This is a genomic window from Duganella sp. GW821-FHT01E12, assembly GCF_059422325.1.
Genome location: NZ_JBWKWR010000002.1, coordinates 953,426 through 975,598, shown reverse-complemented (window position 1 = coordinate 975,598; position 22,173 = coordinate 953,426). Strand labels below are relative to the sequence as shown.

25 protein-coding genes are annotated in these 22,173 nt (G+C 67.2%); 15 read left to right on the top strand and 10 right to left on the bottom strand.

The window, feature by feature from the left end:
* Positions 1-96 precede the first annotated feature (96 nt).
* The 3 genes from AC07WS_RS09625 to AC07WS_RS09615 are packed head-to-tail and all read left to right on the top strand — an operon-like array spanning position 97 to position 1,579.
* Positions 97-408 carry a hypothetical protein gene (locus AC07WS_RS09625; RefSeq protein ID WP_494728816.1) on the top strand — a complete coding sequence of 104 codons (312 nt, stop codon included), beginning with the start codon at positions 97-99 and terminating at the stop codon, positions 406-408.
* Entirely contained in the window at positions 405-785 is a 381-nt protein-coding gene (locus AC07WS_RS09620; RefSeq protein WP_494728815.1) for a hypothetical protein, read from the top strand. The genes AC07WS_RS09625 and AC07WS_RS09620 overlap by 4 nt, the downstream gene beginning before the upstream one ends.
* Positions 786-817: 32 nt before the next feature.
* Positions 818-1,579, top strand: coding sequence for a TorF family putative porin (locus AC07WS_RS09615; protein WP_494728814.1), 762 nt, complete (start codon positions 818-820; stop codon positions 1,577-1,579).
* A 58-nt stretch (positions 1,580-1,637) separates the two neighbouring features.
* On the opposite strand, the gene AC07WS_RS09610 is transcribed toward AC07WS_RS09615, so the two are convergent.
* The 3 genes from AC07WS_RS09610 to AC07WS_RS09600 all read right to left on the bottom strand — a co-directional run bounded on the left by AC07WS_RS09610 (position 1,638) and on the right by AC07WS_RS09600 (position 3,805).
* Positions 1,638-2,189, bottom strand: a complete 552-nt coding sequence (locus AC07WS_RS09610; RefSeq protein WP_494728813.1) for a hypothetical protein — start codon at positions 2,187-2,189, stop codon at positions 1,638-1,640.
* The gene (dapA, locus tag AC07WS_RS09605) at positions 2,186-3,088 is read right to left on the bottom strand and encodes a 4-hydroxy-tetrahydrodipicolinate synthase (protein ID WP_494728812.1); all 903 of its coding nucleotides are present in this window, start codon (positions 3,086-3,088) and stop codon (positions 2,186-2,188) included. The genes AC07WS_RS09610 and dapA overlap by 4 nt, the downstream gene beginning before the upstream one ends.
* A 102-nt stretch (positions 3,089-3,190) precedes the next feature.
* Entirely contained in the window at positions 3,191-3,805 is a 615-nt protein-coding gene (locus AC07WS_RS09600; protein ID WP_494728811.1) for a hypothetical protein, read from the bottom strand.
* A gap of 339 nt (positions 3,806-4,144) precedes the next feature.
* Between AC07WS_RS09600 and kdpF the strand changes: the two genes are divergently transcribed.
* From kdpF to AC07WS_RS09565, 7 genes are all read left to right on the top strand, one after another.
* Positions 4,145-4,234, top strand: a complete 90-nt coding sequence (gene kdpF / locus AC07WS_RS09595; protein ID WP_099418569.1) for a K(+)-transporting ATPase subunit F — start codon at positions 4,145-4,147, stop codon at positions 4,232-4,234.
* Positions 4,234-6,051, top strand: coding sequence for a potassium-transporting ATPase subunit KdpA (gene kdpA / locus AC07WS_RS09590; RefSeq protein ID WP_494728810.1), 1,818 nt, complete (start codon positions 4,234-4,236; stop codon positions 6,049-6,051). The genes kdpF and kdpA overlap by 1 nt, the downstream gene beginning before the upstream one ends.
* 9 nt (positions 6,052-6,060) lie before the next feature.
* The gene (gene kdpB / locus AC07WS_RS09585) at positions 6,061-8,193 is read left to right on the top strand and encodes a potassium-transporting ATPase subunit KdpB (protein ID WP_494728809.1); all 2,133 of its coding nucleotides are present in this window, start codon (positions 6,061-6,063) and stop codon (positions 8,191-8,193) included.
* Positions 8,194-8,208: 15 nt separating this feature from the next.
* Complete coding sequence (gene kdpC, locus AC07WS_RS09580; RefSeq protein WP_494728808.1) at positions 8,209-8,802, top strand: potassium-transporting ATPase subunit KdpC; 594 nt, start codon at positions 8,209-8,211, stop codon at positions 8,800-8,802.
* 23 nt (positions 8,803-8,825) lie between these two features.
* On the top strand, positions 8,826-11,612 hold the full coding sequence (gene kdpD, locus AC07WS_RS09575) for a two-component system sensor histidine kinase KdpD (RefSeq protein WP_494728807.1): 2,787 nt from the start codon (positions 8,826-8,828) through the stop codon (positions 11,610-11,612).
* Complete coding sequence (gene kdpE, locus AC07WS_RS09570; RefSeq protein WP_494728806.1) at positions 11,609-12,325, top strand: two-component system response regulator KdpE; 717 nt, start codon at positions 11,609-11,611, stop codon at positions 12,323-12,325. Before kdpD ends, kdpE begins: the two co-directional genes overlap by 4 nt.
* A gap of 101 nt (positions 12,326-12,426) precedes the next feature.
* Positions 12,427-12,615 (top strand): hypothetical protein, encoded by a 189-nt coding sequence (locus AC07WS_RS09565; RefSeq protein ID WP_494728805.1) that lies wholly within the window; start codon positions 12,427-12,429, stop codon positions 12,613-12,615.
* 2 nt (positions 12,616-12,617) lie between these two features.
* Here AC07WS_RS09565 and AC07WS_RS09560 read toward each other — a convergent pair whose 3' ends face one another.
* The 4 genes from AC07WS_RS09560 to AC07WS_RS09545 form a co-directional block, all read right to left on the bottom strand.
* On the bottom strand, positions 12,618-13,544 hold the full coding sequence (locus AC07WS_RS09560; protein ID WP_494728804.1) for a GNAT family N-acetyltransferase: 927 nt from the start codon (positions 13,542-13,544) through the stop codon (positions 12,618-12,620).
* Positions 13,545-13,694: 150 nt separating this feature from the next.
* Positions 13,695-14,864: a vWA domain-containing protein gene (locus AC07WS_RS09555; protein WP_494728803.1), complete on the bottom strand. Its 1,170-nt coding sequence runs from the start codon at positions 14,862-14,864 to the stop codon at positions 13,695-13,697.
* A gap of 1 nt (position 14,865) precedes the next feature.
* A complete protein-coding gene (locus AC07WS_RS09550; protein ID WP_494728941.1) occupies positions 14,866-15,480 on the bottom strand; it encodes a GNAT family N-acetyltransferase in 615 nt (204 codons plus the stop codon).
* A complete protein-coding gene (locus tag AC07WS_RS09545; RefSeq protein ID WP_494728802.1) occupies positions 15,480-16,334 on the bottom strand; it encodes an AAA family ATPase in 855 nt (284 codons plus the stop codon). The genes AC07WS_RS09550 and AC07WS_RS09545 overlap by 1 nt, the downstream gene beginning before the upstream one ends.
* A 208-nt stretch (positions 16,335-16,542) precedes the next feature.
* Here AC07WS_RS09545 and AC07WS_RS09540 point away from each other — a divergent pair, with 208 nt between their 5' ends.
* Together AC07WS_RS09540 and AC07WS_RS09535 are read left to right on the top strand one after the other, a co-directional pair.
* Complete coding sequence (locus AC07WS_RS09540; RefSeq protein WP_494728801.1) at positions 16,543-16,884, top strand: c-type cytochrome; 342 nt, start codon at positions 16,543-16,545, stop codon at positions 16,882-16,884.
* Positions 16,885-16,895: 11 nt separating this feature from the next.
* Positions 16,896-17,234, top strand: coding sequence for a c-type cytochrome (locus tag AC07WS_RS09535; RefSeq protein ID WP_494728800.1), 339 nt, complete (start codon positions 16,896-16,898; stop codon positions 17,232-17,234).
* 45 nt (positions 17,235-17,279) lie between these two features.
* Here the strand turns inward: AC07WS_RS09535 and AC07WS_RS09530 are convergent, their stop codons facing one another.
* A complete protein-coding gene (locus AC07WS_RS09530; protein ID WP_494728799.1) occupies positions 17,280-17,705 on the bottom strand; it encodes a DUF1841 family protein in 426 nt (141 codons plus the stop codon).
* A 71-nt stretch (positions 17,706-17,776) separates the two neighbouring features.
* Between AC07WS_RS09530 and AC07WS_RS09525 the strand changes: the two genes are divergently transcribed.
* A complete protein-coding gene (locus tag AC07WS_RS09525; RefSeq protein ID WP_494728798.1) occupies positions 17,777-18,358 on the top strand; it encodes a malonic semialdehyde reductase in 582 nt (193 codons plus the stop codon).
* Positions 18,359-18,408: 50 nt separating this feature from the next.
* On the opposite strand, the gene AC07WS_RS09520 is transcribed toward AC07WS_RS09525, so the two are convergent.
* Entirely contained in the window at positions 18,409-19,032 is a 624-nt protein-coding gene (locus AC07WS_RS09520; RefSeq protein ID WP_494728797.1) for an RNA pyrophosphohydrolase, read from the bottom strand.
* Between the two features lie 202 nt (positions 19,033-19,234).
* Between AC07WS_RS09520 and AC07WS_RS09515 the strand changes: the two genes are divergently transcribed.
* On the top strand, positions 19,235-20,971 hold the full coding sequence (locus AC07WS_RS09515; protein ID WP_494728796.1) for a proline--tRNA ligase: 1,737 nt from the start codon (positions 19,235-19,237) through the stop codon (positions 20,969-20,971).
* Positions 20,968-21,564 carry a lytic transglycosylase domain-containing protein gene (locus tag AC07WS_RS09510; protein ID WP_494728795.1) on the top strand — a complete coding sequence of 199 codons (597 nt, stop codon included), beginning with the start codon at positions 20,968-20,970 and terminating at the stop codon, positions 21,562-21,564. The genes AC07WS_RS09515 and AC07WS_RS09510 overlap by 4 nt, the downstream gene beginning before the upstream one ends.
* A 162-nt stretch (positions 21,565-21,726) precedes the next feature.
* Here the strand turns inward: AC07WS_RS09510 and AC07WS_RS09505 are convergent, their stop codons facing one another.
* Entirely contained in the window at positions 21,727-22,116 is a 390-nt protein-coding gene (locus AC07WS_RS09505; RefSeq protein ID WP_071658983.1) for an SWIB/MDM2 domain-containing protein, read from the bottom strand.
* Positions 22,117-22,173 lie beyond the last annotated feature (57 nt).

The window sequence follows — 22,173 nt, the reverse complement described above, 5'->3', positions numbered from 1 at the left end:
CACGATGTTTACAGGCCCGGCCCGCCTTTTTAGACCGTTTTTACGGGGCCGCCGATAAGCTGTCCGGTATCGCAACGTTCACCACAGGGGTACGCCATGCACGCTTTCTTCCACACCCGGGCCGCCCAGGACCAGCACCGCGCCCGGCCGCCGCGCCCGCGCGCCTGCCTGATGCAGCTCACCGTCGACAGCGGCGCGGTCACCGCGCTGCGGGCGCTGGTGATGCGCACCTGCGGCGACGCCATGGAGTTCATGCGGGTCGAGGCCTGCGACCACGGCGCCCGCGCCAGGGTGTGGCTGTGCGTGTCGCGCGCGCTGGCGGCGCAGGTGATGGACGCGGTGATGCGGGCCCTGCCGGGCGCCGAATTCGGCCGCCTGACGCCGCTGGCGGCGCGGGGCACGCTGTGATTGTCGCCGCTGCCGGCCAGCGTGGCGGCGCCGGCGGGGCCGTGGTGCTGGTCGATGCCGAGGGCCGCGACAGCGCCGAGAGCCACGCCGCGCTGGCCGCCGCGCGGCTGGCGGTGGTGCCCCTGAAGCCGGAGCAGGCCGACCTGTCGACCCGCTACCAGCTGATCGCCCGCTTGAACGCGGCGCGCATGTTCAACCCCGGACTGCACGTGTTGTTTGTGCAGGTGGGCGGCGCCGGCGAGCCCACGGACGCCGAGCGCGCCGTGGTGCGCGCCTATGTGGCGCAGGTGATGTCGGCCACGCTGGCCGGCACCGTCATCCACGGCCAGCCGCCGGCCGATGTGGATGCCCTGTGCCGCGAAGTTCTTACCGTTTGATTTGACTTAACCACTGAAAGAAGGACCGCAACATGAAAAAAATAATACTCGCCGCAGCCATCGCCGCTGCTTTCGCCGGCACGCAGGCTCGCGCCGAGGATGCCGCGCCGGCCGCCAAGCCGGATAATGAAACCAGTTTCAACGCCGCCGTGGTGAGCGACTACCGCTATCGCGGCATCTCGCAGACCCGCCTGAAACCGGCGCTGCAGGGCGGTTTCGACTACACCAACAACCCGACTGGCTTCTACGCCGGCACCTGGCTGTCGACCATCAAGTGGACCAAGGACGCCGGCGGCAGCGGCGACATCGAGTGGGACATCTACGCCGGCAAGCGCGGCCAGGTCACGGCCGATGTGTCCTACGACGTGGGCGTGCTGACCTATGTCTATCCGTCCAACGACCTGGCGCACGTCGCCGGCTTGGCCAACGCCAACACCACCGAGGTGTACGGCCAGCTCGGTTACGGCCCGGGCTACATCAAGTACTCGCACTCGGTGACCAACCTGTTTGGCTTTGTCGACAGCAAGAACAGCGGCTATGTGGACCTGGGCGCCAACATCGAGGCGGGCGAGGGCTACACCATCAACCTGCACGCCGGCCACCAGAACGTCAAGCACAACGGCGCGTCTAGCTATAGCGACTGGAAGATCGGCGCCACCAGGGACTTCGGCGTGGTGACCGGCGCGCTGGCGGTGATCGGCACCAACGCCGGCAAGACCGCCTACGCCTCGCCGGCCAACGGCAAGTTCCTGGGCAAGACCGCGCTGCAGCTGACTATCAGCAAAGTGTTCTGACCGGGTTCGCGTCCGGTTGTCGAAGGGGCGGCGCTGTGCGCGCGCCCCTTTTTTTCGTCTAGCGGCAGGAGCGGCCGCCGCGGAATACTTCGCTGTACAGGTGGCGCACTTCGGGTGCGCACAGCACGTAGGCCGTCTTGCGCGAGTCCAGTTCCAGTTCGCTGTGGTGGGAGTGGTAGGTGCCGCGCTGGTCGAGTTCCAGCGTGTCGGCCAGGCGCGCGCCGGGGATCTGCGCGACGAACACCAGCAGGCATCCGGTCTGGTGGGGCGTGAGCGGCTCGCTGCCGTGCGCCACGGTCACCAGCACGCGGGCGCCGGGATTGAGTTCCTGCGCGTGGCGGAGGCGGGCAAGGAAGCCGGCGTGGCCGCCTCGCTCGATTTCGGCCGGGCGCACCAGCGCCACGATGACGGCGGCGCGGGCCAGCGCGGCGTCGGCGCTGCGGTGGGAGGCGTCGATCACCAGGTCGTCGTACAGATGGGGATCGTAGGCGCCGGGGTTGGGGCTGACCAGCAGCACCCGGCTGCCGGCCGCCACGCGCAGCATCGCCAGGTCTTCGGCCAGGTCGGAGACGGTGGCGTTGCCGTCCATGCCGGTGAGGGCGACGATCATATGGCCTCCGCCGGGGTGTGGAGGGGGATCGCGTCCAGCGCTTCCAGCATGGTGGCGATGCGCGCCTTGCAGGCGTTGGTGGCGGGCGTCATGGGCAGGCGCAGCTCCTCGCGCAGCACGCCCTGCATCGCCAGCGCGGCCTTGAGCGGCGCGGGATTGGGCTCGGAGAACATCAGCTGGATCAACGATTGCATGCCGGCGAACAGCGCGCGCGCCTCGGGCAGGCGTTGCGCTTCGACCAGCTCGTACAGCCGCACGAACAGGTCGACGCGGATGTGGGCCGAGGCCGAGATGGCGCCGTGGGCGCCGCCGCACAGCGCGGCCAGCAGCAGGGAATCGTCGCCGCACAGCACCGACAGCGGCGTGTGTTCGACCAGGTCGGTGATCTGGCGCAGCCTGCCGCCGGCTTCCTTGATGGCGGCGAACTGCGGCCGCTCGGCCAGCCGGGCGGCGGTGGCCAGCTCCAGGTTGACGCCGGTGCGCGCAGGCACGTTGTACAGCACGATGGGGCGTCCGGTCGAGGCGGCGATGGTCTCGAAGTGGCGCAGCAGGCCTTCCTGCGAGGGGCGCACGTAGGCCGGCGTCGATACCAGATAGCCTGCCAGGTCCATGTCGTCGAATTGCAGCACGCGGCTGGCGGCGGCGTAGGTGTCGCTGCCGCCTATGCCCATCAGCACCGGGCAGCGCTTGTGCGCCGTCTCCAGCACGGCGGCCAGCGCGGCGCCTTGTTCGGCCAGGTCCAGCTGCGGCGCTTCGCCGGTGGTGCCGCACACCACCAGGCCGTGCACGCCCTGGTCTATCAGGTCGGCGGCCAGGTTTTGCAAACGAGGTAAATCGATTTCACCGTGATGCATGGGGGTGACCAGCGGCACCCAGATGCCGTGTAGGGAGGTAAGCATATTTTCTTTACGTAGTTGCGACAGAAAAAGCGTATTCCTGCCCACGTAAAAATGTTCTAAATAGTCGGGCCCCGTCTGTAAATAAAGCGTAAATGCAGGTCTTCATTCGAAGGCGACGTCCTCCAGCCGGAAGCGGTATTTGCGGCGCTCGGGCAGCGTCCAGCCCTGGCCGGGCATGGCGTCGCGGCGCGGCGTGGCTTGCGCCGGCGGGCAGGCCGCTGGCTCGGCGCGCGCCGGGATCGCGGGCACGGAGGGTACGGTGGCTGCTTCGGGCGGGGTGCGGTCGGCTTGGTCGGCGGCGGCCTGTTCGCGCCGCAGCCGGCTGGCGGATTTGTAGAATTTGTCGCCCGGGCGGCGGATGTACAAGTCGTTCCAGGCGTTGCGCACGCTGTCGGCGTGCAGCGACGCGAGCTGGTTGGGCGACAGCTTGCGCCCCTGGTACACGATGGCGTTGCCTTCCACGATGGCGTAATACTGCTCGCCGTAGGTGTTGCAGCGTATCTGTGTGCCTTCCGGCAGAAACAGCGACTTCCATTGGTAGCCGTGGACGTCGCCACCCGCCGCGGCCGGCGCGCGTTTCTGTTGCGCGGCCAGCCAGAATTCCACCGCCTTCAGCACGATCGCCGACGGGTCTTGCGATTCGCCGTTCAAGCCGGCCTGTTCGATCAGGGCGAGCAGGGTATGGGTGGGGACTTTTACGCTGATTGCACTGTTCATGACTGCTTTCTCCACTGATTTTGACTGATACCCACTGATTTAGACCTGCGGCCTGAAATAAGGTTCAATCAGCGGGATTCAGTCGAAAAAGCAGTGGGTTTCAGTGCAAGGACTTTAAAACACCACCCCATACCCATACTCCCGCCGGATTTTTACGCTTTGTTTACACCCCCTCCGCAAGTCTTTACACAATCTTTAGACCCTTGTCGCTAACCTTTCGGGTATCAAAACAAGACCTGTGAGGGGTGTGATGGATATCGTATTTATCGGTGCGTTGGTGGTCTTCTTTGGCGTGATCGTGGCGTTCGCCGCCGGTTGCGACAAATTGGGAGGCAAGCAATGAACACCTTTTATCTGATTGGGGCACTGGCTTCGGCCGGCCTGCTGGTCTACCTGGTGGTGGCCTTGTTGAAAGCGGAGGATCTGTGATGACTACGCAATCCATCCTCCTGCTGGTGGCGTTCCTGGCCGCGCTGCTGGCGCTGTCCTACCCGCTGGGCATTCTGCTGGCCCGCGTCGGCGACGGAAGTGCCGTCCCTGGCTTGGGCTGGCTGGGCAAGATCGAAGCGCTGCTGTACCGCGCCGCCGGCATCGCCGGCAAGGACGGCAAGACCGAGGGCCAGAACTGGAAGGCCTACGCCATCGCGCTGATGCTGTTCAACGGCCTGGGCGCGCTGGCGACCTACGGCCTGCAGCGCGTGCAGCTGTACCTGCCGCTCAATCCCCAGGGTCTGGGCAACGTCAGCCCGGATTCGTCGTTCAACACCGCCGTCAGCTTCGTCGCCAACACCAACTGGCAGGGCTACGGCGGCGAGTCGACCATGAGCTACCTGACCCAGATGCTGGTGCTGGCCGGCCAGAACTTCTTCTCGGCCGCCACCGGCATCGCCGTGGCCTATGCGCTGATACGCGGTTTCTCGTCGCGCTCGGCCAAGTCGATCGGCAATTTCTGGGTCGACGTCACGCGCTCCACGCTGTACGTGCTGCTGCCGCTGTCGTTCCTGTTCGCCGTGTTCCTGGTGGGGCAGGGCGCGATCCAGAACTTCTCGGCCTACAAGGACGTGGCCCTGATGGACCCGGTCACCTACACCCAACCGAAGGTGGGCGCCGACGGCCAGCCGCTGAAGGACGCCAAGGGCGAGCCGGTCACCGAAACGCTGACCACCTCGACCCAGACCATCGCCATGGGTCCGGTCGCCTCGCAGGAGGCGATCAAGATGCTGGGCACCAACGGCGGCGGCTTCTTCAACGCCAACTCGGCCCACCCCTACGAGAATCCGACCGCGCTGACCAACTTCGCGCAGATGCTGTCGATCTTCCTGATCCCGGCCGGCCTGTGCTTCGCCTTCGGCCGCATGGTGGGCGACAAGCGCCAGGGCTGGGCCGTGCTGGCCGCCATGACCTTGCTGTTCGTCGCGTGCACCGTCACGGTGATGGGCGCCGAGCAGCAGGCCCACCCCGCGCTGCAGGCGATGGGCGTCGACCAGTCGGTGAGCGCGCTGCAACCGGGCGGCAATATGGAGGGCAAGGAGGCGCGATTCGGCATCAGCGCCACCACACTGTTCGCGGCGGTGACCACGGCCGCTTCGTGCGGCGCGGTCAACGCCTGGCACGATTCCTTCATGCCGATCGGCGGCATGATCCCGATGCTGCTGATGCAGTTCGGCGAGGTGATCTTCGGCGGCGTCGGCTCCGGCCTGTACGGCATGCTGATCTTCGCCATCATGGCGGTGTTCATCGCCGGCCTGATGATAGGCCGCACCCCGGAATACCTGGGCAAGAAGATCCAGTCGTATGAAATGAAGATGACCTCGATCGCCATCCTGGTCACGCCGACGCTGGTGCTGGCCGGCACCGCCGTCGCCGTCATGTGCGACGCCGGCAAGGCCGGCATCCTCAACCCCGGCGCGCACGGCTTCTCGGAGATTTTGTACGCCTTCAGCTCGGCCGCCAACAACAACGGCAGCGCCTTCGGCGGCCTGTCGGCCAACACGCCGTTCTACAACACCATGCTGGCCATCGCCATGTGGTTCGGCCGCTTCGGCGTGATCGTGCCCATCCTGGCGATCGCCGGTTCGCTGGCCGGCAAGCAGCGCCTGGAAGTCAATTCCGGCACCTTGCCTACCCACGGCCCGATCTTCGTCGGCCTGCTGGTGGGCGTGGTCGCCCTGGTCGGCGTGCTCAATTACGTCCCGGCGCTGGCGCTCGGCCCCGTGGTCGAACACCTGCAGTTGTTTGCCAAATAAGGAATCATCATGTCACAAGCTACTCAAAAAGAGATGACGCTGTTTACCAATCCGCCCGCCAGGAAGCTGCGGCTGTTCGATTCCGAGCTGCTGGTGCCGGCCATCGTCGACTCGTTCCGCAAGCTGAGCCCGCGCGTCCAGGTGCGCAGCCCGGTCATGTTCGTGGTCTACGTCGGCAGCATCATCACCACGCTGCTGTACGTGCAGGCGCTGTACGGCCAGGGCGAGGCGGCGCCCGGCTTCATCCTGGCCACCAGCATCTGGCTGTGGTTCACGGTGCTGTTCGCCAACTTCGCCGAGGCGCTGGCCGAGGGCCGCAGCAAGGCGCAGGCGGCCTCGCTGCGCAGCCTGAAGCAGTCGGTCACGGCCAAGAAGCTGGCCTCGCCCAAGCACGGCACCACCTGGCTGCCGCAGCCGGCCGCCGACCTGCGCAAGGGCCACTTCGTGCTGGTCGAGGCGGGCGACACGATCCCCATCGACGGCGAGGTGATCGAAGGCGTGGCCTCGGTCGACGAGAGCGCCATCACCGGCGAATCGGCGCCGGTGATCCGCGAATCGGGCGGCGACTTCTCGTCCGTCACGGGCGGCACCCGCGTGCTGTCGGACTGGCTGGTGGTCAAGGTCACCGCCAATCCGGGCGAGACCTTCCTCGACCGCATGATCTCGATGGTGGAAGGCGCCAAGCGCCAGAAGACCCCCAACGAGATCGCGCTGACCATCCTGCTGGTGGCGCTGACCATCGTGTTCCTGGTGGTGACCGTGACCTTGCTGCCGTTCTCGCTGTTCTCGGTGGAGGCGGCCAAATCGGGCACGCCGATCAGCATCACCGTGCTGATCGCGCTGCTGGTGTGCCTGATCCCGACCACCATCGGCGGCCTGCTGTCGGCCATCGGCGTGGCCGGCATGAGCCGCATGATGCAGGCCAATGTGATCGCCACCTCGGGCCGCGCGGTGGAGGCGGCCGGCGACGTCGACGTGCTGCTGCTCGATAAGACCGGCACCATCACGCTGGGCAACCGCCAGGCGTCGGCCTTCATGCCGGCGCCGGGCGTGACCGAGCAGCAGCTGGCCGACGTGGCGCAACTGGCCTCGCTGGCCGACGACACGCCGGAAGGGCGCAGCATCGTGGTGCTGGCCAAGCAGAAGTTCAACATCCGCGAACGCGAGATGGCGGCGCTGAACGCGGTGTTCGTGCCGTTCACCGCGCAGACCCGCATGAGCGGCGTCGACCTGGGCGAGGGCGCCGAATCGGGCGCCGCGCCGCGCGCCGTGCGCAAGGGCGCGGCCGACACCGTGCGCCAGTACGTCGAGGCCATGGGCCAGCCGTATCCGGCCGAGGTGGCGCGCGCGGTGGACGACGTGGCGCGCCGCGGCAGCACGCCGCTGGTGGTGGTCGACGCCGGCCGCGTGATGGGCGTGGTCGAGTTGAAGGACATCGTCAAGGGCGGCATCAAGGAGCGCTTCGCCGAGCTGCGCCGCATGGGCATCAAGACCGTGATGATCACCGGCGACAACAAGCTGACCGCCGCCGCCATCGCCGCCGAGGCGGGCGTGGACGACTTCCTGGCCGAGGCCACGCCGGAGGACAAGCTCAAGCTGATCCGCAGCTACCAGTCCGAGGGCCGGCTGGTGGCCATGACCGGCGACGGCACCAACGACGCGCCGGCGCTGGCCCAGGCCGACGTCGCGGTGGCGATGAACTCGGGCACGCAGGCGGCCAAGGAGGCCGGCAACATGGTCGACCTGGATTCGAACCCGACCAAGCTGCTGGAGATCGTCGAGATCGGCAAGCAGATGCTGATGACGCGCGGCTCGCTGACCACGTTCTCGATCGCCAACGACGTGGCCAAGTATTTCGCCATCATCCCGGCGGCGTTCGTGGGCACCTTCCCGGCGCTCAAGGCGCTCGACATCATGCAGCTGAACAGCCCGAGCTCGGCCATCATGTCGGCCGTGATCTTCAACGCGCTGATCATCGTGTTCCTGATCCCGCTGGCGTTGAAGGGCGTGCGCTACCGCGCCATCGGCGCCGCCGCGCTGCTGCGCCGTAACATCTGGGTGTACGGCGTGGGCGGGCTGGTGCTGCCGTTCGCCGGCATCAAACTGATCGACGTGGTGTTGACCATGTTCCATCTCGTCTAACGCAGGAGAGTAATCATGACATCCCAAATTCGTCCCGCCCTGGTGCTGTTCGGCGCCCTGACCGCGATCTGCGGCGTGCTGTATCCGCTGGCCGTGACCGGCGTCGGCAACGTCGCCTTCCCGGCCCAGGCCGCCGGCAGCATGATCGAAGTGAACGGCAAGGCGATCGGCTCCTCGCTGATCGGCCAGTCGTTCTCGTCGCCCAAGTACTTCTGGGGCCGGCCGTCGGCCACCGGCCCGATGCCCAACAACGCCGCCAACTCCGGCGGCAGCAACCTCGGCCCGCTGAACCCGGCCCAGAACGACGCCGTCAAGGGCCGCATCGACGCCCTCAGGGCGGCCGAGCCGCAGGGCCGGCCGAACCCGCTGGCCATCCCGGTCGACCTGGTCACGGCCTCGGCCAGCGGCGTCGACCCCGAGCTCAGCGTGGCCGGCGCCCAGTACCAGGTGGCGCGCATCGCCGCCGTCCGCAAGCTGGACGTGGCCAAGGTCCAGGCCCTGATCGACGCCCAGCGCCAGTCGCAAGTGCTGGGCTTCTTCGGCGAGCCGCGCGTCAATGTGCTGGCCTTGAATCTGGCGCTGGACGCGGAAAGTGCGCATACTCGCTAAATCAGCATTTTTAGCGATCCTCCATGTTCCCCAACGATAAAGAACGCCCCGACCCCGACGCCTTGCTGGCCCAGGTGCAAGCCCAGGACCGCAAGGCGGCGCGCGGCAAGCTGCGCATCTACTTCGGCGCCTCGGCCGGCGTGGGCAAGACCTACGCCATGCTGGCCGCCGCCCGCAAGCTGCAGGCCGACGGCCAGCCGGTGCTGGTCGGCGTGATCGAAACCCATGGCCGCAGCGACACCGCGGCCATGCTGGAGGGGCTGGACATGCTGCCGCTCAAGCAAGTCGACTACCGCGGCAAGCGGATCGCCGAGTTCGACATCGACGGCGCGCTGGCGCGGCGGCCGCCGTTGATCCTGATGGACGAGCTGGCGCATTCGAACGCGCCCGGCTCGCGCCACCCCAAGCGCTGGCAGGACGTCGAGGAGTTGCTGGACGCCGGCATCGACGTGCTCACCACGGTCAACGTGCAGCACCTGGAAAGCCTGAACGACGTGGTCGGCGGCATCACCGGCATCCGCGTCGGCGAAACCGTGCCCGACACCGTGTTCGATGAGGCCGACGAGGTGGTGCTGGTCGACATCCCGGCCGACGAGCTGCTGGCCCGCCTCAAGGGCGGCAAGGTGTACAAGGAGCAGCAGGCCGAGCGCGCGGCCCGCAATTTTTTCCGCAAGGGTAACCTGATCGCGCTGCGCGAGCTGGCGCTGCGCCGCACCGCCGACCGTGTCGAGGACGACGTGCGCGCCTACCGCGTCGAGCAGTCGATCGGCGACATCTGGAAGACCGGCGCCGCGCTGCTGGCCTGCGTCGGCCCGCGTCCGGGCGGCGAGCACACGGTGCGCAGCACGGCGCGCCTGGCCAGCCAGCTGGGCACCGGCTGGCACGCGATCTATGTCGAGACGCCGGCGCTGCAACGGCTGCCGGACGCCGAGCGCGAACGCATCCTCAAGACGCTCAAGCTGGCCGAGGACCTGGGCGCGGCCACCGCCGTGGTGTCCGGCCACGACATCGCGCAGGCCGCGGTGGACTACGCGCGCAGCCACAACCTGTCGAAGATCGTGCTGGGGCGGGCGCATCCGACCTGGCCGTGGCGCACGCCGCACATCAAGCGCCTGGCGCGCCACGCGCCCGACATCGACCTGGTGGAAATCGGCGCGCCCAGCAAGGAGGCGGCGCCGGCCGCCCGCGCCGGCGCCGAAGCCGGCGTCGGTGGAGGCGCAGGCCGAGGCGCGACCGACCGCGGCGCGGACGGCGAGTCCGATCCGGCGCTGGCGCGCAAGCGCGCGATCGGCTACCTCGCCGCCAGCGGCGCCAGCGTGGCCACCGCGCTGCTGGCCACGCCGCTGCTGGCCTACCTCGACCTGGCCAACATCGCCATGCTGTTCCTGCTGGTGGTGGTGCTGGTGGCGGTGCGTTTCGGGCGCGGGCCGTCGGTGCTGGCCACCTGCGTCAGCGTGGCCTGCTTCGACTTCTTCTTCGTGCCGCCGCGCTTCACCTTCGCCGTGTCGGACTTCCAGTATCTGATCACCTTCGTGGTGATGCTGGCGGTGGGCCTGATCACCGGCCATTTGACGGCCGACCTGCGCTTCCAGGCGCGCGTGGCCTCGCACCGCGAAAAGCGCTCGCGCGCGCTGTACGAGTTCGCCCGCGAGCTGTCGGGCGCGCTGCAGACCGAGCAGATCTTCCAGACCACGCAGGGCTTCATCCAGCGCGCCTTCCGCGCGCGCGCCACGCTGCTGCTGCCGGACGACGCCGGCCGCCTGCAGGCGCCGGCCGCCGCGCCCGGCGGGGCCGACGCCGGCGCGCGCCAGCACCGCATGGTGCTCGACATCGGCATCGCCCAGTGGGCCTTCGACCGCGCCGAAGGCGCCGGCCTGGGCACCGGCACGCTGCCGGCCAGCCGCATCTTCTACCTGCCGCTGGTGGCGCCGATGCGCACCCGCGGCGTGCTGGCGATCGAGCCCGAGCAGCGGCGCTGGATGCTGATCCCGGAGCAGCGCCAGCAGCTCGACACCTTCGCCGCGCTGGCCGCCATCGCGCTCGAGCGCGTGCACTACATCGAGGTGGCGCAGAACGCGCTGGTCAACATGGAGTCCGAGCGGCTGCGCAACTCGCTCTTGGCGGCGCTGTCGCACGACCTGCGCACGCCCTTGACCTCGCTGGTGGGCCTGTCCGAATCGCTGGCCGGCTCGCGCCCGCCGCTGGCGCCGGCCCAGCTGGAGACGGCCACGCTGCTGCACGACGAGGCGCTGCGCATGAGCGCGCTGGTGGCCAACCTGCTCGACATGGCGCGCATCCAGAGCGGCGAGGTCAAGTTCAACCTGCAATGGCAGGCGCTGGAGGAGGTGGTGGGCAGCGCGCTGCGCGCCAGCGCCTCGCTGCTGCACGGCCACGCGGTGAGCACCCACCTGCCGGCCGGGCTGCCGCTGCTCAGCTTTGACGCCGTGCTGATCGAGCGGGTGCTGTGCAACCTGCTGGAGAATGCCGCCAAGTACACGCCGCCCGGCTCGCGCATCGAAATCGCCGCCGCGCTGCGCGGCGCCTGGATCGACGTCATGGTCTATGATGACGGTCCCGGCCTGCCGCACGGGCGCGAGGAGGCCGTGTTCGAAAAATTCACCCGTGGCGAGCGCGAGTCGGCCAAGCCGGGCGTGGGGCTGGGGCTGGCGATCTGCCGCGCCATCGTCGACGCCCACGGCGGCAGCATTCACGCCGCGCCGTCGCCGCTGGGCGGGGCGGCCTTCGTCATGACGCTGCCGCTGGGCACCCCGCCGGCCATGCCGGAACCGGAAACCGAAGGAATCGTATGAGCACCACCGACAGCACCGCCCCGACCGCCCCCACCGCCCTGCTGGTGGAGGACGAACCGCAGATCCGCCGCTTCGTGCGCGCCGCGCTGGAGCAGGAGGGCTGGCAGGTGCACGAGGCGGCCACCTTGCAGCGCGGCCTGATCGACGCCGGCACCCGCAAGCCGGACCTGGTGGTGCTCGACCTGGGCCTGCCCGACGGCGACGGCGTCGACTTCATGACCGACCTGCGCAAATGGTCCGGCGTGCCGGTGATCGTGCTGTCGGCGCGCGTGAACGAGGCCGACAAGATCCGCGCGCTGGACGCCGGCGCCGACGATTACCTGACCAAGCCGTTCGGCGTGGGCGAGCTGCTGGCGCGGGTGCGCGCCACGCTGCGCCGCCAGCGCCAGCCGGCCGCCGACCATGCCGGTCTGATCCAGTTCGGCGACGTCGCCGTGGATTTGCAGAACCGCCGCGTCACGCGCGGCGGCGAGCATGTGCATCTGACGCCGACCGAGTACCGGCTGCTGGCCGTGCTGGTCGGCAACGCCGGTCGCGTGATGAGCAACCCGCAGCTGCTGCGCGCCGTGTGGGGGCCGTCGCAGTCGGAGAACGGCCACTACCTGCGCATCTACATGGGCCACCTGCGCCACAAGCTGGAGGCCGACCCCACCCAGCCGCGCTACCTGCTGACCGAGACGGCGGTCGGCTACCGCCTGCAGCTGCCGGCCTGAGGCCGCTTATACACGGCGTATACGGCGGCCGTTGAACTCTTTACAAATTTTTTAGCCGGCCGGCGCTATCCTGTCTCATCGATCAACAGGAGGGCAAGGCCATGTATGACGAAGTATTCGACCCGCGCCGCAGCGACGACGGCTGCGATGAAGCCGCGCAGACGCCGCGCCGCACGCGCCTGGACCACGCCCGCCGCCAATCGCTGCGGGCGACCGCGCTGGTGGGTGGTCTGGCCGCCGCCGGCGTGGCCATGCAGCTGCTGATCGTCTGGCTGTACGCGACGCCGTAGCGCTAGTCGCGCGCCAGGATCAGGTAGTCCTGGCTGTCGCTGCGGGCCAGCTGGGCGAAGCCGCGCCGGGTCAGCATGCGCAGCATGGCCGAGCCGTCGCGGCAGGCCGACACCAGGCGCCGCTGCTTGTAGTGGGTGCAGAAGAAGTCCACCATCCGGCCGCCCACGCCGTGGCCGCGGTAGCGGTCCTCGACCACCATCGCGTGCAGCTCGCGCTGCATGCTCTTCTGCCCGTCCACGCCCAGTATCATCATGTAGCCCACCACGCGGGCGTCGATCTCGCACACCCAGAACTCGATCGGCACCGTGCTCTGGCCGCCGGTCCACAGGTCGCGCAGCGCGGCGCCGTCGACGATGCCGGCGGTGAAGGTGGCGGCCAGCGCGGCCTGGCGCACGCTGTCGGTGACCGACTGGTCGAAGCCGCCGCTCTCGCCGCCCGAGGTGGTCAGGCGGATGATGGCGTCGACGTCCTCGGGCACGGCGCGGCGGATGGCAGAATCGAGCAGGCGGCGGTGGCGCTCGCGGCGCGCGGCCTCGCGCACCTTGCGCGCGTGGCGCAGCAGCGCGTCGCGCCGGCCGCGCAGATACAGCGCCAGCAGCGCGACCAGGCCGTACAGCGCGGCGCTCTGCGCCAGCTCGTACAGCAGCAGGGCCGGGCCGTCGTGCTGGCCGCGCGTGGTGGCGTAGTCGGCCACGCGGGCCGCGCTGGAGAGCGCGACGAACAGCAGCGCGCCGCGCCGCCCCAGCAGCCAGGCCGCCAGCGCGGTCGGCGCCACCAGGAAGGGCGAGTACGAGATGCCGGCGCCGGTGTCGAGGTCGAGCAGGAAGATCAGCGCCTCCAGCAGCAGCAGGGCGGCCAGCATCAGGCGGGAGTCGGCGCGGCGCGCCAGGCGGCGCAGCTGCAGCCGGATGGTTTTTGTGCGGAGCATAAACACCTGCGGTCTTTGTGGGCGGGGCCTACAGCATAAAGAAAAGACAGGCTATACGTCGTACGATACGATGACAAGTTAATATTTGTTTAAAATTGTAGCGTTTGCTCTTTACATTGTTTTACATGGGCAACACCGCTGTCCGGCCGGCTATTTGCTCAGCGTGCGCATGGCCCGTTCCAGGCCGTCCATGGTCAGCGGGAACATGCGCCCGTTCATCAGCTGGCCGATGATGGCGATCGATTGCCGGTACTGCCACACGCCCTCCGGCTCGGGATTGAGCCAGGCGAACTTGGGGAAGGCGCTGGTGAAGCGCGCCAGCCAGGCGCTGCCGGCCTCCTCGTTGTTGTACTCGACCGAGCCGCCCGGCTGCAGCACCTCGTACGGGCTCATGGTGGCGTCGCCCACGAAGATCAGCTTGGTGTCTGGCGGATATTTGCGCAGGATGTCCCAGGCCGGGAAGCGCTCGGCGTGGCGGCGCCGGTTGTTCTTCCACAGGTGGTCGTACACGCAGTTGTGGAAGTAGAAGAACTCCATGTTCTTGAACTCGGACTTGGCGGCCGAGAACAGCTCCTCGGTGCGCTCGATGTGGTCGTCCATGGTGCCGCCGACGTCGAACAGCATCAGCACCTTGATGTTGTTTTTGCGCTCGGGCCGCATCTTGATGTCGAGGAAGCCGGCGTTGTTGGCGGTGGCGCGGATGGTGGCGTCCAGCGCCAGCTCGTCCTCGGCGCCCTGGCGCGCGAACTTGCGCAGCCGGCGCAGCGCCACCTTGATGTTGCGGGTGCCGATCTCGCGCTCGCCGTCGTAGTCCTTGTAGGCGCGCGCCTCCCACACCTTGACCGCGCTGCGGTTGCCGCCCTTGCCGCCGATGCGCACGCCCTCGGGATTGGTGCCGCCGTGGCCGAACGGCGAGGTGCCGCCGGTGCCTATCCACTTGCTGCCGCCCTCGTGGCGCTCCTTCTGCTCCTTGAGCAGCTCGGCCAGGCGGTCCATCAATTTGTCGTAGCCGAATTTTTCCAGCTGGGCCTTCTGCTCCTCGCTCAGCTCGCGCCGCATGCGCTGCACCAGCCAGTCCAGCGGCACCGCGCCATTGTGCTCGAAGGCGGCGTTGATGCCCTTGAAGTACAGGGCGAAGGCGCGGTCGAACTTGTCGAAGTGGGCCTCGTCCTTGACCAGGGTCAGGCGCGCCAGGTAGTAGAACTCGTCCATCGAGGCGCCGATCACGCTCTTTTGCATGGCCTCGAGCAGGGTCAGGAACTCCTTGATCGTGACCGGGATCCTGGCGTCCTTGAGGGTGAAGAAGAAGTCGATCAGCATGTCAGCGGGTTCCGTGCCGGGCCAGCCGGTAGCGCAGCTGGGCCTTGATCTCCGGCCATTCGCCGGCCGCGATGCTGTACATGACGGTGTCGCGCACGGTGCCGTCGCGGCGCCGCGCGTGGTGGCGCAGCACGCCGTCCTTTTTCGCGCCCAGGCGCTCGATGGCGGCCTGCGAGGCGAAGTTGAAGTTGTCGGTGCGCAGGCCCACCAGCGCCGCGCCCAGCGTCTCGAAGGCGTGCGTCATCAGCAGCAGCTTGCAGGTGGTGTTGACGTGGCTGCGCTGGCGGCTCTGGGCGTACCAGGTGTAGCCGATCTCCAGCCGGGCGATGGCCGGCACGATGTCGTGGTAGCTGGTGGTGCCGATCACCGCGCCGCTGTCGGCGTCGACCACGGCGAAGGCCAGCCGGCCGGGGCGCATCTCCAGCGCGGTGGCGATGTAGGCGTCGACCTGTTCCGGCTCGGGCACCGAGGTCACGCGCAGCGTCCACAAGGCGCCGTCGTGGGCTGCCGCGCGCAGGCCGTCCGCGTGCTGCGGGCCGAGCGGTTCGAGCCGCACGCCGTGCAGTTCCAGCGTGACGGGGGCGACCTGGGCGGCGGGGTGGGCCAGCTGGTGCATCATCGGTTGGCCCGGTTCATCGCCACCAGGCGCTCGAACAGGTGCACGTCCTGCTCGTTCTTGAGCAGGGCGCCGTGCAGCGGCGGCACGATGGCCTTGGCGTCCTGGCTGCGCAGCGCCTCGGGCGGGATGTCCTCGGCCAGCAGCAGCTTGAGCCAGTCGAGGAATTCCGAGGTGGACGGCTTCTTCTTCAGGCCCGGCACCTCGCGCACCTGGTAGAAGGTCTGCAGCGCCTGCGCCAGCAGCTCCTGTTTCAAATGCGGGTAGTGCACCGCGACGATCTGCTCCATCGTGTCGCGGTCGGGGAATTTGATGTAGTGGAAGAAGCAACGGCGCAGGAAGGCGTCCGGCAGCTCCTTCTCGTTGTTGGAGGTGATGATGACCAGCGGGCGGTGCCTGGCCTGCACCATCTCGCGCGTCTCGTAGACATAGAACTCCATGCGGTCGAGCTCGCGCAGCAGGTCGTTGGGGAACTCGATGTCGGCCTTGTCGATCTCGTCGATCAGCAGCACCACCGGCTCGGGCGCGGTGAAGGCTTGCCACAGCACGCCCTTGACGATGTAGTTGTGGATGTCGCGCACGCGCTCGTCGCCCAGCTGGGAGTCGCGCAGACGCGACACGGCGTCGTATTCGTACAACCCCTGCTGCGCCTTGGTGGTGGACTTGATGTGCCACTGCATCAGCGGCATGTCGAGCGCGGCGGCCACCTGCTCGGCCAGCATGGTCTTGCCGGTGCCCGGCTCGCCCTTGATCAGCAGCGGCCGTTGCAGCGTCAAGGCCGCATTCACGGCCAGTTTCAGGTCATGGGTCGCGACGTACTGGTCGGAGCCTTCGAAGCGTTGTGGGGCGTGCATGCGTGTCGGTCTCAAAAAGAAGGGAGTAGCGACAGTATAGGGGAGTTCGCTAGAGGAGGTGCTCGGGCGGGAAGGCTTGACAGTGTGTTGTTGCGGCAATGATTCTCTGTAGCGCCGCTGAAAGTCTTGAGTTAGAATCGCAGATTAATAGTGCAAAAGTCAAGTTTTGCATCCGCGGTAGTATCCGATTACTTACCTTGCAAATACCATGAAAAAAATCACCGCACTTCTCGTGCTCGCAGGCCTAGCTCAAATCGCCACGGCGGCGGATCTCGTGGGCAACGCCCAGAACGCCAAAGCGAAGATTGAAATGTGTATTGGATGTCACGGGATCCCCGGCTACAAGGCCACCTTCCCCGAAGTGTTCCAGGTGCCGATGATCGGCGGCCAGTCGGCCAAGTATATCGAGAGCGCGCTCAAGGCCTACCAGAAGGGCGACCGCAAGCAGCCGTCGATGAAGGGCATCGCCGCCGGCCTGTCGGACCAGGACATCGCCGACGTCGCCGCGTTCTATTCGCAGCAGACCGCCACCGCCACCGCCGCGAAATGAGGAACGAGCCCATGAAAAAACTGATCACCGCGCTGCTGTGCTGCGCCTCCTTCTCCGCCGTCGCCGGCGGCAACATCGACGCCGGCAAGGCGCTGGCCGACAAGTACAGCTGCTTCGCCTGCCACGGCAAGGACTTCAACACCCCGATCGACCCCACCTATCCCAAGCTGGCCGGCCAGCACAAGGACTACCTGGAGCACGCGCTGACCGCCTACAAGCGCGGCGACGGCGCCAACGGCCGCAACAACGCGATCATGACCGGCCAGGTCAAGCCGCTGAGCAACCAGGACATCAAGGACCTGGCGGCCTACCTGCACAGCCTGCCGGGCACGCTGGCGGTGCACCGCTAAAAACAGCGGGGGTCAAGTCTGACATTCGGACACGACCCCGGCTGTTCAGAGGCGGCGCCGGATCGCCTCGATATACGCGTCGCCGTCCGGCGGCGTGCCGTTGCGCTGGGCGGTCCAGATCATCTCGCCCAGGCATTCCATGATTTCATGCTGCGCCGCGTGCGCGTCGTCGAGCTTGAGCGTGAGCGCGGTGGCGGCGGCGCGGATGCCGCGCGGCTGGTCGATCGAGATCTGCTCGTCGATCGACAGGTGCATGGACAAATGCAGGAAGGGATTGGCCTGCGCGCCGCCCGCCGCGTAGTCGCGCGCGAGCGCGGCGTCGACGTCGCCCAGCACGTCGTGGTACTCGGGATGGTGGCGCACCCAGTCGGCCGCCATGGTTTCAAGCGGCGTCAGGATTTCATTGGCGCGCAGCTTGCGGAAGGTCTCGCAGAAGAAGCGGCGCACGTCGTCGGAAGAGGGATTAAACATGGCGCCATTGTACCCGCTGCGTAAAATGTGTAGTGTGTAACCACCTATAGCCCCATCCGACGGACCCGCCCATGCTCAATCAAACCGCCCTCGACACCCTGTTTTACCGGGCCCGCACCCACAACGGCTGGCTGGAGCGCGAAGTGGACGACGCCCAGCTGGAACTGCTGTACGACCTGATGAAATGGGCGCCGACCTCGGCCAATGGTTCGCCGGCGCGGCTGGTGTTCGTGCGCTCGCCGGAGGCCAAGGCCAGGCTGCGGCCGGCGCTGTTGGCCGGCAACGCCGACAAGACCATGGCGGCGCCGGTCACCGTCATCGTCGGCATGGACCTGGCGTTCCATGAAAAGCTGCCGCGGCTGTCGCCGGCGGTCGACGCCCGCTCCTGGTTCGCCGGCAACGACGCGGCGATCCAGTCCACCGCCTTCCGCAACTCGTCGCTGCAGGGCGGCTACCTGATCATGGCGGCGCGCGCCATCGGCCTCGATTGCGGGCCGATGTCCGGCTTCGACAACGCGGTGGTGGACCAGGCCTTCTTTGCCGGCGGCACGGTCAAGTCCAACTTCCTGTGCAACCTCGGCTACGGCGACCCCGCCAGGCTGCGCCCGCGCGCGCCGCGCCTGGCGTTCGCCGAGGCCTGCCATATCGTGTGACAGATCGTCTGACGAAAAAAAAACGGGACAGCGTCGCTGTCCCGTTTTGCCTAGCCGCTTTTTTTCTGAGGCTCGGGCGCCGTGTCGGCCGCCGCCGGCGCCTCCGTGCCGCAGGGCGGGGCCGCGTCGGCCGCGGGCCGCGGCGGATGCGGCTGGCGCAGATAGCGCGAGCCGTGGTGGCGCCGGTCGTGGCCGTTGGCCGGCCAGGTCAGGAAGCGCGACAGCTCCTGCAGCGCGCGCTGGTAGACCTCGCGCTTGAACTCGATCACCACGTCCAGCGGCACCCAGTAGTCGTGCCAGCGCCAGGCGTCGAACTCGGGATGGTCGGTCAGGCGCAGGTTGACGTCGTTGTCGCGCGCGCACATGCGCAACAGGAACCAAATCTGCTTCTGGCCGCGGTAATGGCCGCGGATCTCCCGCTTGATGAAGTGGTCGGGCACCTCGTAGCGCAACCAGTCGCGCGTGCGGCCGACGATCTTGACATGCTCGGCCCGTAATCCGATCTCCTCCTCCAGCTCCCGATACATCGCCTGTTCCGGCGTTTCTCCGTATTTGATGCCGCCTTGCGGAAATTGCCATGAGTGCTCGCGCACCCGCTTGCCCCACCACACCTCGTTCTGGGCGTTCAGCAGGATGATGCCGACGTTGGGCCGAAACCCTTCACGATCGAGCATATTGCACCTCAAACTTTCTGCGACCGAGTTCCCTGCTTATATTTTTGCCCACAAAACCGCGCTACGGCTGGGTTTTCGGGGTACGAAAACGGCCGAAGAGGCATCAATTGAACGCATTTGTATAAAGTATGGACGCATCAGCCAGCTAATCCTTTAAAATTAGGTTGATTATAACTCTCTCTTTTTAAAAAGAATTCACCGTATGCGCGCCTCACGATTTTTTATTTCCACGCTTAAAGAAGCGCCGTCCGACGCAGAGATCGTCAGCCACCAGCTGATGATGCGCGCCGGGATGATCAAACGCCTCGGTTCGGGCATCTACACCTACATGCCGATGGGCCTGCGGATCATCCGCAAGGTCGAGGCCATCATCCGCGAAGAGATGAACAAGGCCGCCGCCATTGAGCTGCTGATGCCTTTGGTGCAGCCGGCCGAGCTGTGGCAGGAGACCGGACGCTGGGACAAGATGGGTCCGGAACTGATGCGCGTGAAGGACCGCCACGGCCGCGATTTCGCGATCCAGCCGACGTCCGAGGAAGTCATCACCGATGTGGTGCGGTCGGAAATCAAATCCTACCGGCAGCTTCCGTTGAATTTTTACCACATTCAGACCAAGTTCCGCGACGAACGCCGTCCCCGTTTCGGCCTGATGCGCGGCCGCGAGTTCACCATGAAGGACGCCTACTCGTTCGACCGCGACCTGGCCGGCATGCAAGCCTCGTACAAGGTCATGTTTGACGCCTACGTGGCGATCTTCACCCGCTTCGGCCTGAAGTTCCGCGCCGTGGCGGCCGACAACGGCGCCATCGGCGGCACCGGTTCGCACGAATTCCACGTCATCGCCAGCACCGGCGAGGACGCCATCGTGTACTGCGAGAGCTCGGACTACGCGGCCAATATGGAGGCGGCCGAGGCGCTGCCGCTGGCGGCCGCCCGTCCGGCCGCCGCGCAGGCGCTGACCAAGACGTCCACGCCGGACGCCACCAAGTGCGAGGCCGTGGCCGAGCTGCTCAAGCTGGACCTGTCGCAGACCGTCAAGACCATCGCGCTGACGGTGGAGACCGAGACCGACGGCAAACTGGCTAAACAGTATTTCATGTTGCTGCTGCGCGGCGACCATGAGCTGAACGAAGTCAAGGTCGGCAAGGTGGCGGGCCTGGCGGCGCACCGCTTCTCGACCGAGGCGGAGATACTGGAAGTGTACGGCTGCGTGCCGGGCTACCTGGGCCCGATCGGCACCAAGGCTCCGGTCACCGTGGTGGCCGACCGCACGGTGGCCAACATGGCCGACTTCGTGTGCGGCGCCAACGACGCCGGCTACCACTACACCGGCGCCAACTGGGGCCGCGACATGGCCGAGCCGGCCATCGTGGCCGACCTGCGCAACGTGGTGGCGGGCGACGCCTCGCCGGACGGCAAGGGCGTGCTGGCGATCGAGCGCGGCATCGAGGTGGGCCACGTGTTCCAGCTCGGCACCGCGTACTCGGAAGCCATGAAGGCCACCTTCCTCGACGAGAACGGCAAGCCTGCGCCGCTGCAGATGGGCTGCTACGGCATCGGCGTGACCCGCATCCTGGGCGCGGCGATCGAGCAGAACTTCGACGACAAGGGCATCATCTGGCCGGCGTCGCTGGCGCCGTTCGAGCTGGTGCTGTGCCCGATGGGCATGGACCGCAGCGAGGCGGTCAAGCAGGCCACCGAGCAGCTGTACGCCGACGCGCAGGCGGCCGGCATCGACGTCATCCTCGACGACCGCGGCCTGCGTCCGGGCGGCATGTTCGCCGACTGGGAGCTGATCGGCGTGCCGCACCGCGTGGTGATCGGCGAGCGCGGCCTGAAGGAAGGCAACCTGGAATACCAGGGCCGCCGCGACAGCGAGGCGACCGCCGTGCCGGTGGCCGACATCGTCAGCTTCATCCAAGGCAAAATGGCGGCGTGACCGTGAAACGCGCGCTGGCCGGGTGTGCGGTGGCGCTGGCGCTGGCCGGCGCGGCCCACGCCGGCAACCAGAAGGAGGAAGCGCTGGCCGATTCGGTTCGGCTGGCGCTGGCCAACGCCATCAAGGACGCGACCCCGCCGCAGCCGACCTTCCGCAGCGAGACCGAGCGCCAGCGCTACCAGGGCTGGCTGGCGCAGGCGTCGGCGCGGCTGCAGCGCAAGCTGCCCGACGTCCAGACCCGCAACGAGTTCCTGGCCACCGTGTGGTACGAGGCGCGGCGCGCCGGGCTGGAGCCGGGCATGGTGCTGGGGCTGATCCAGGTGGAATCGGCCTACCGCAAGTACGCGGTGTCGATGGTGGGTGCGCGCGGCTACATGCAGGTGATGCCGTTCTGGACCAACGTGATCGGCGACCGCAACCGCAGCGCCCTGTTCAACATGCAGACCAATCTGCGCTACGGCTGCGCCATCCTGCGCATGTACATCGACATGGAGGCGGGCAATCTGTACCTGGCGCTGGGCCGCTACAACGGCAGCCGCGGCCGTCCCGAGTACCCGAACGCCGTGCTGTCGGCCTGGAACAGCTGGAAATAAAGTGGGGTCAAGTCTGACATTCGGACACGGCCTCTGCCGTAGCGGCCGCTACGGCAGAGGCCGTGTCCGAATGTCAGACTTGACCCCATTTTTGCTAATAAAAAATGCCGTCGTCGCGTGAGCGAGGACGGCATCCCGGCGCGGCTGTACTGGCCGCTGCGCTTATTTCAGGTGGTCGGAAATGAGCTTGGTCATTTCGAACATAGACACTTGGGCTTTGCCGCCGAATACAGCTTTCAGCTTGTCGTCGGCATTGATCATGCGGCGGTTGGCCGGATCCTGCAGGTCGAGCTTTTTGATGTAATCCCAGACTTTTTTGGTCACTTCGGTGCGAGGCAGCGGGGTGGCGCCCACCACGGCGGCCAGGGTGGCCGAGGGCGTCATCGCTTTCATGAAGGCGGCGTTCGGTTTGCGCGGCGCGGCCGGGGCGGCTGCTTTTTTCACTGCTGGCTTGGCTGCTGCTTTCACGGGTGCTGCCTTTTTTGCGGCTGCCGGTTTCGCGGCGGCTTTCTTGGCTGGTGCTGCTGCTGGGGTTTTTTTGGCTGTTGCCATCTTCGAGCCTCCTTAACGAACACATGGAAAATTGCGCAATTGATCGCACCGGCTAAT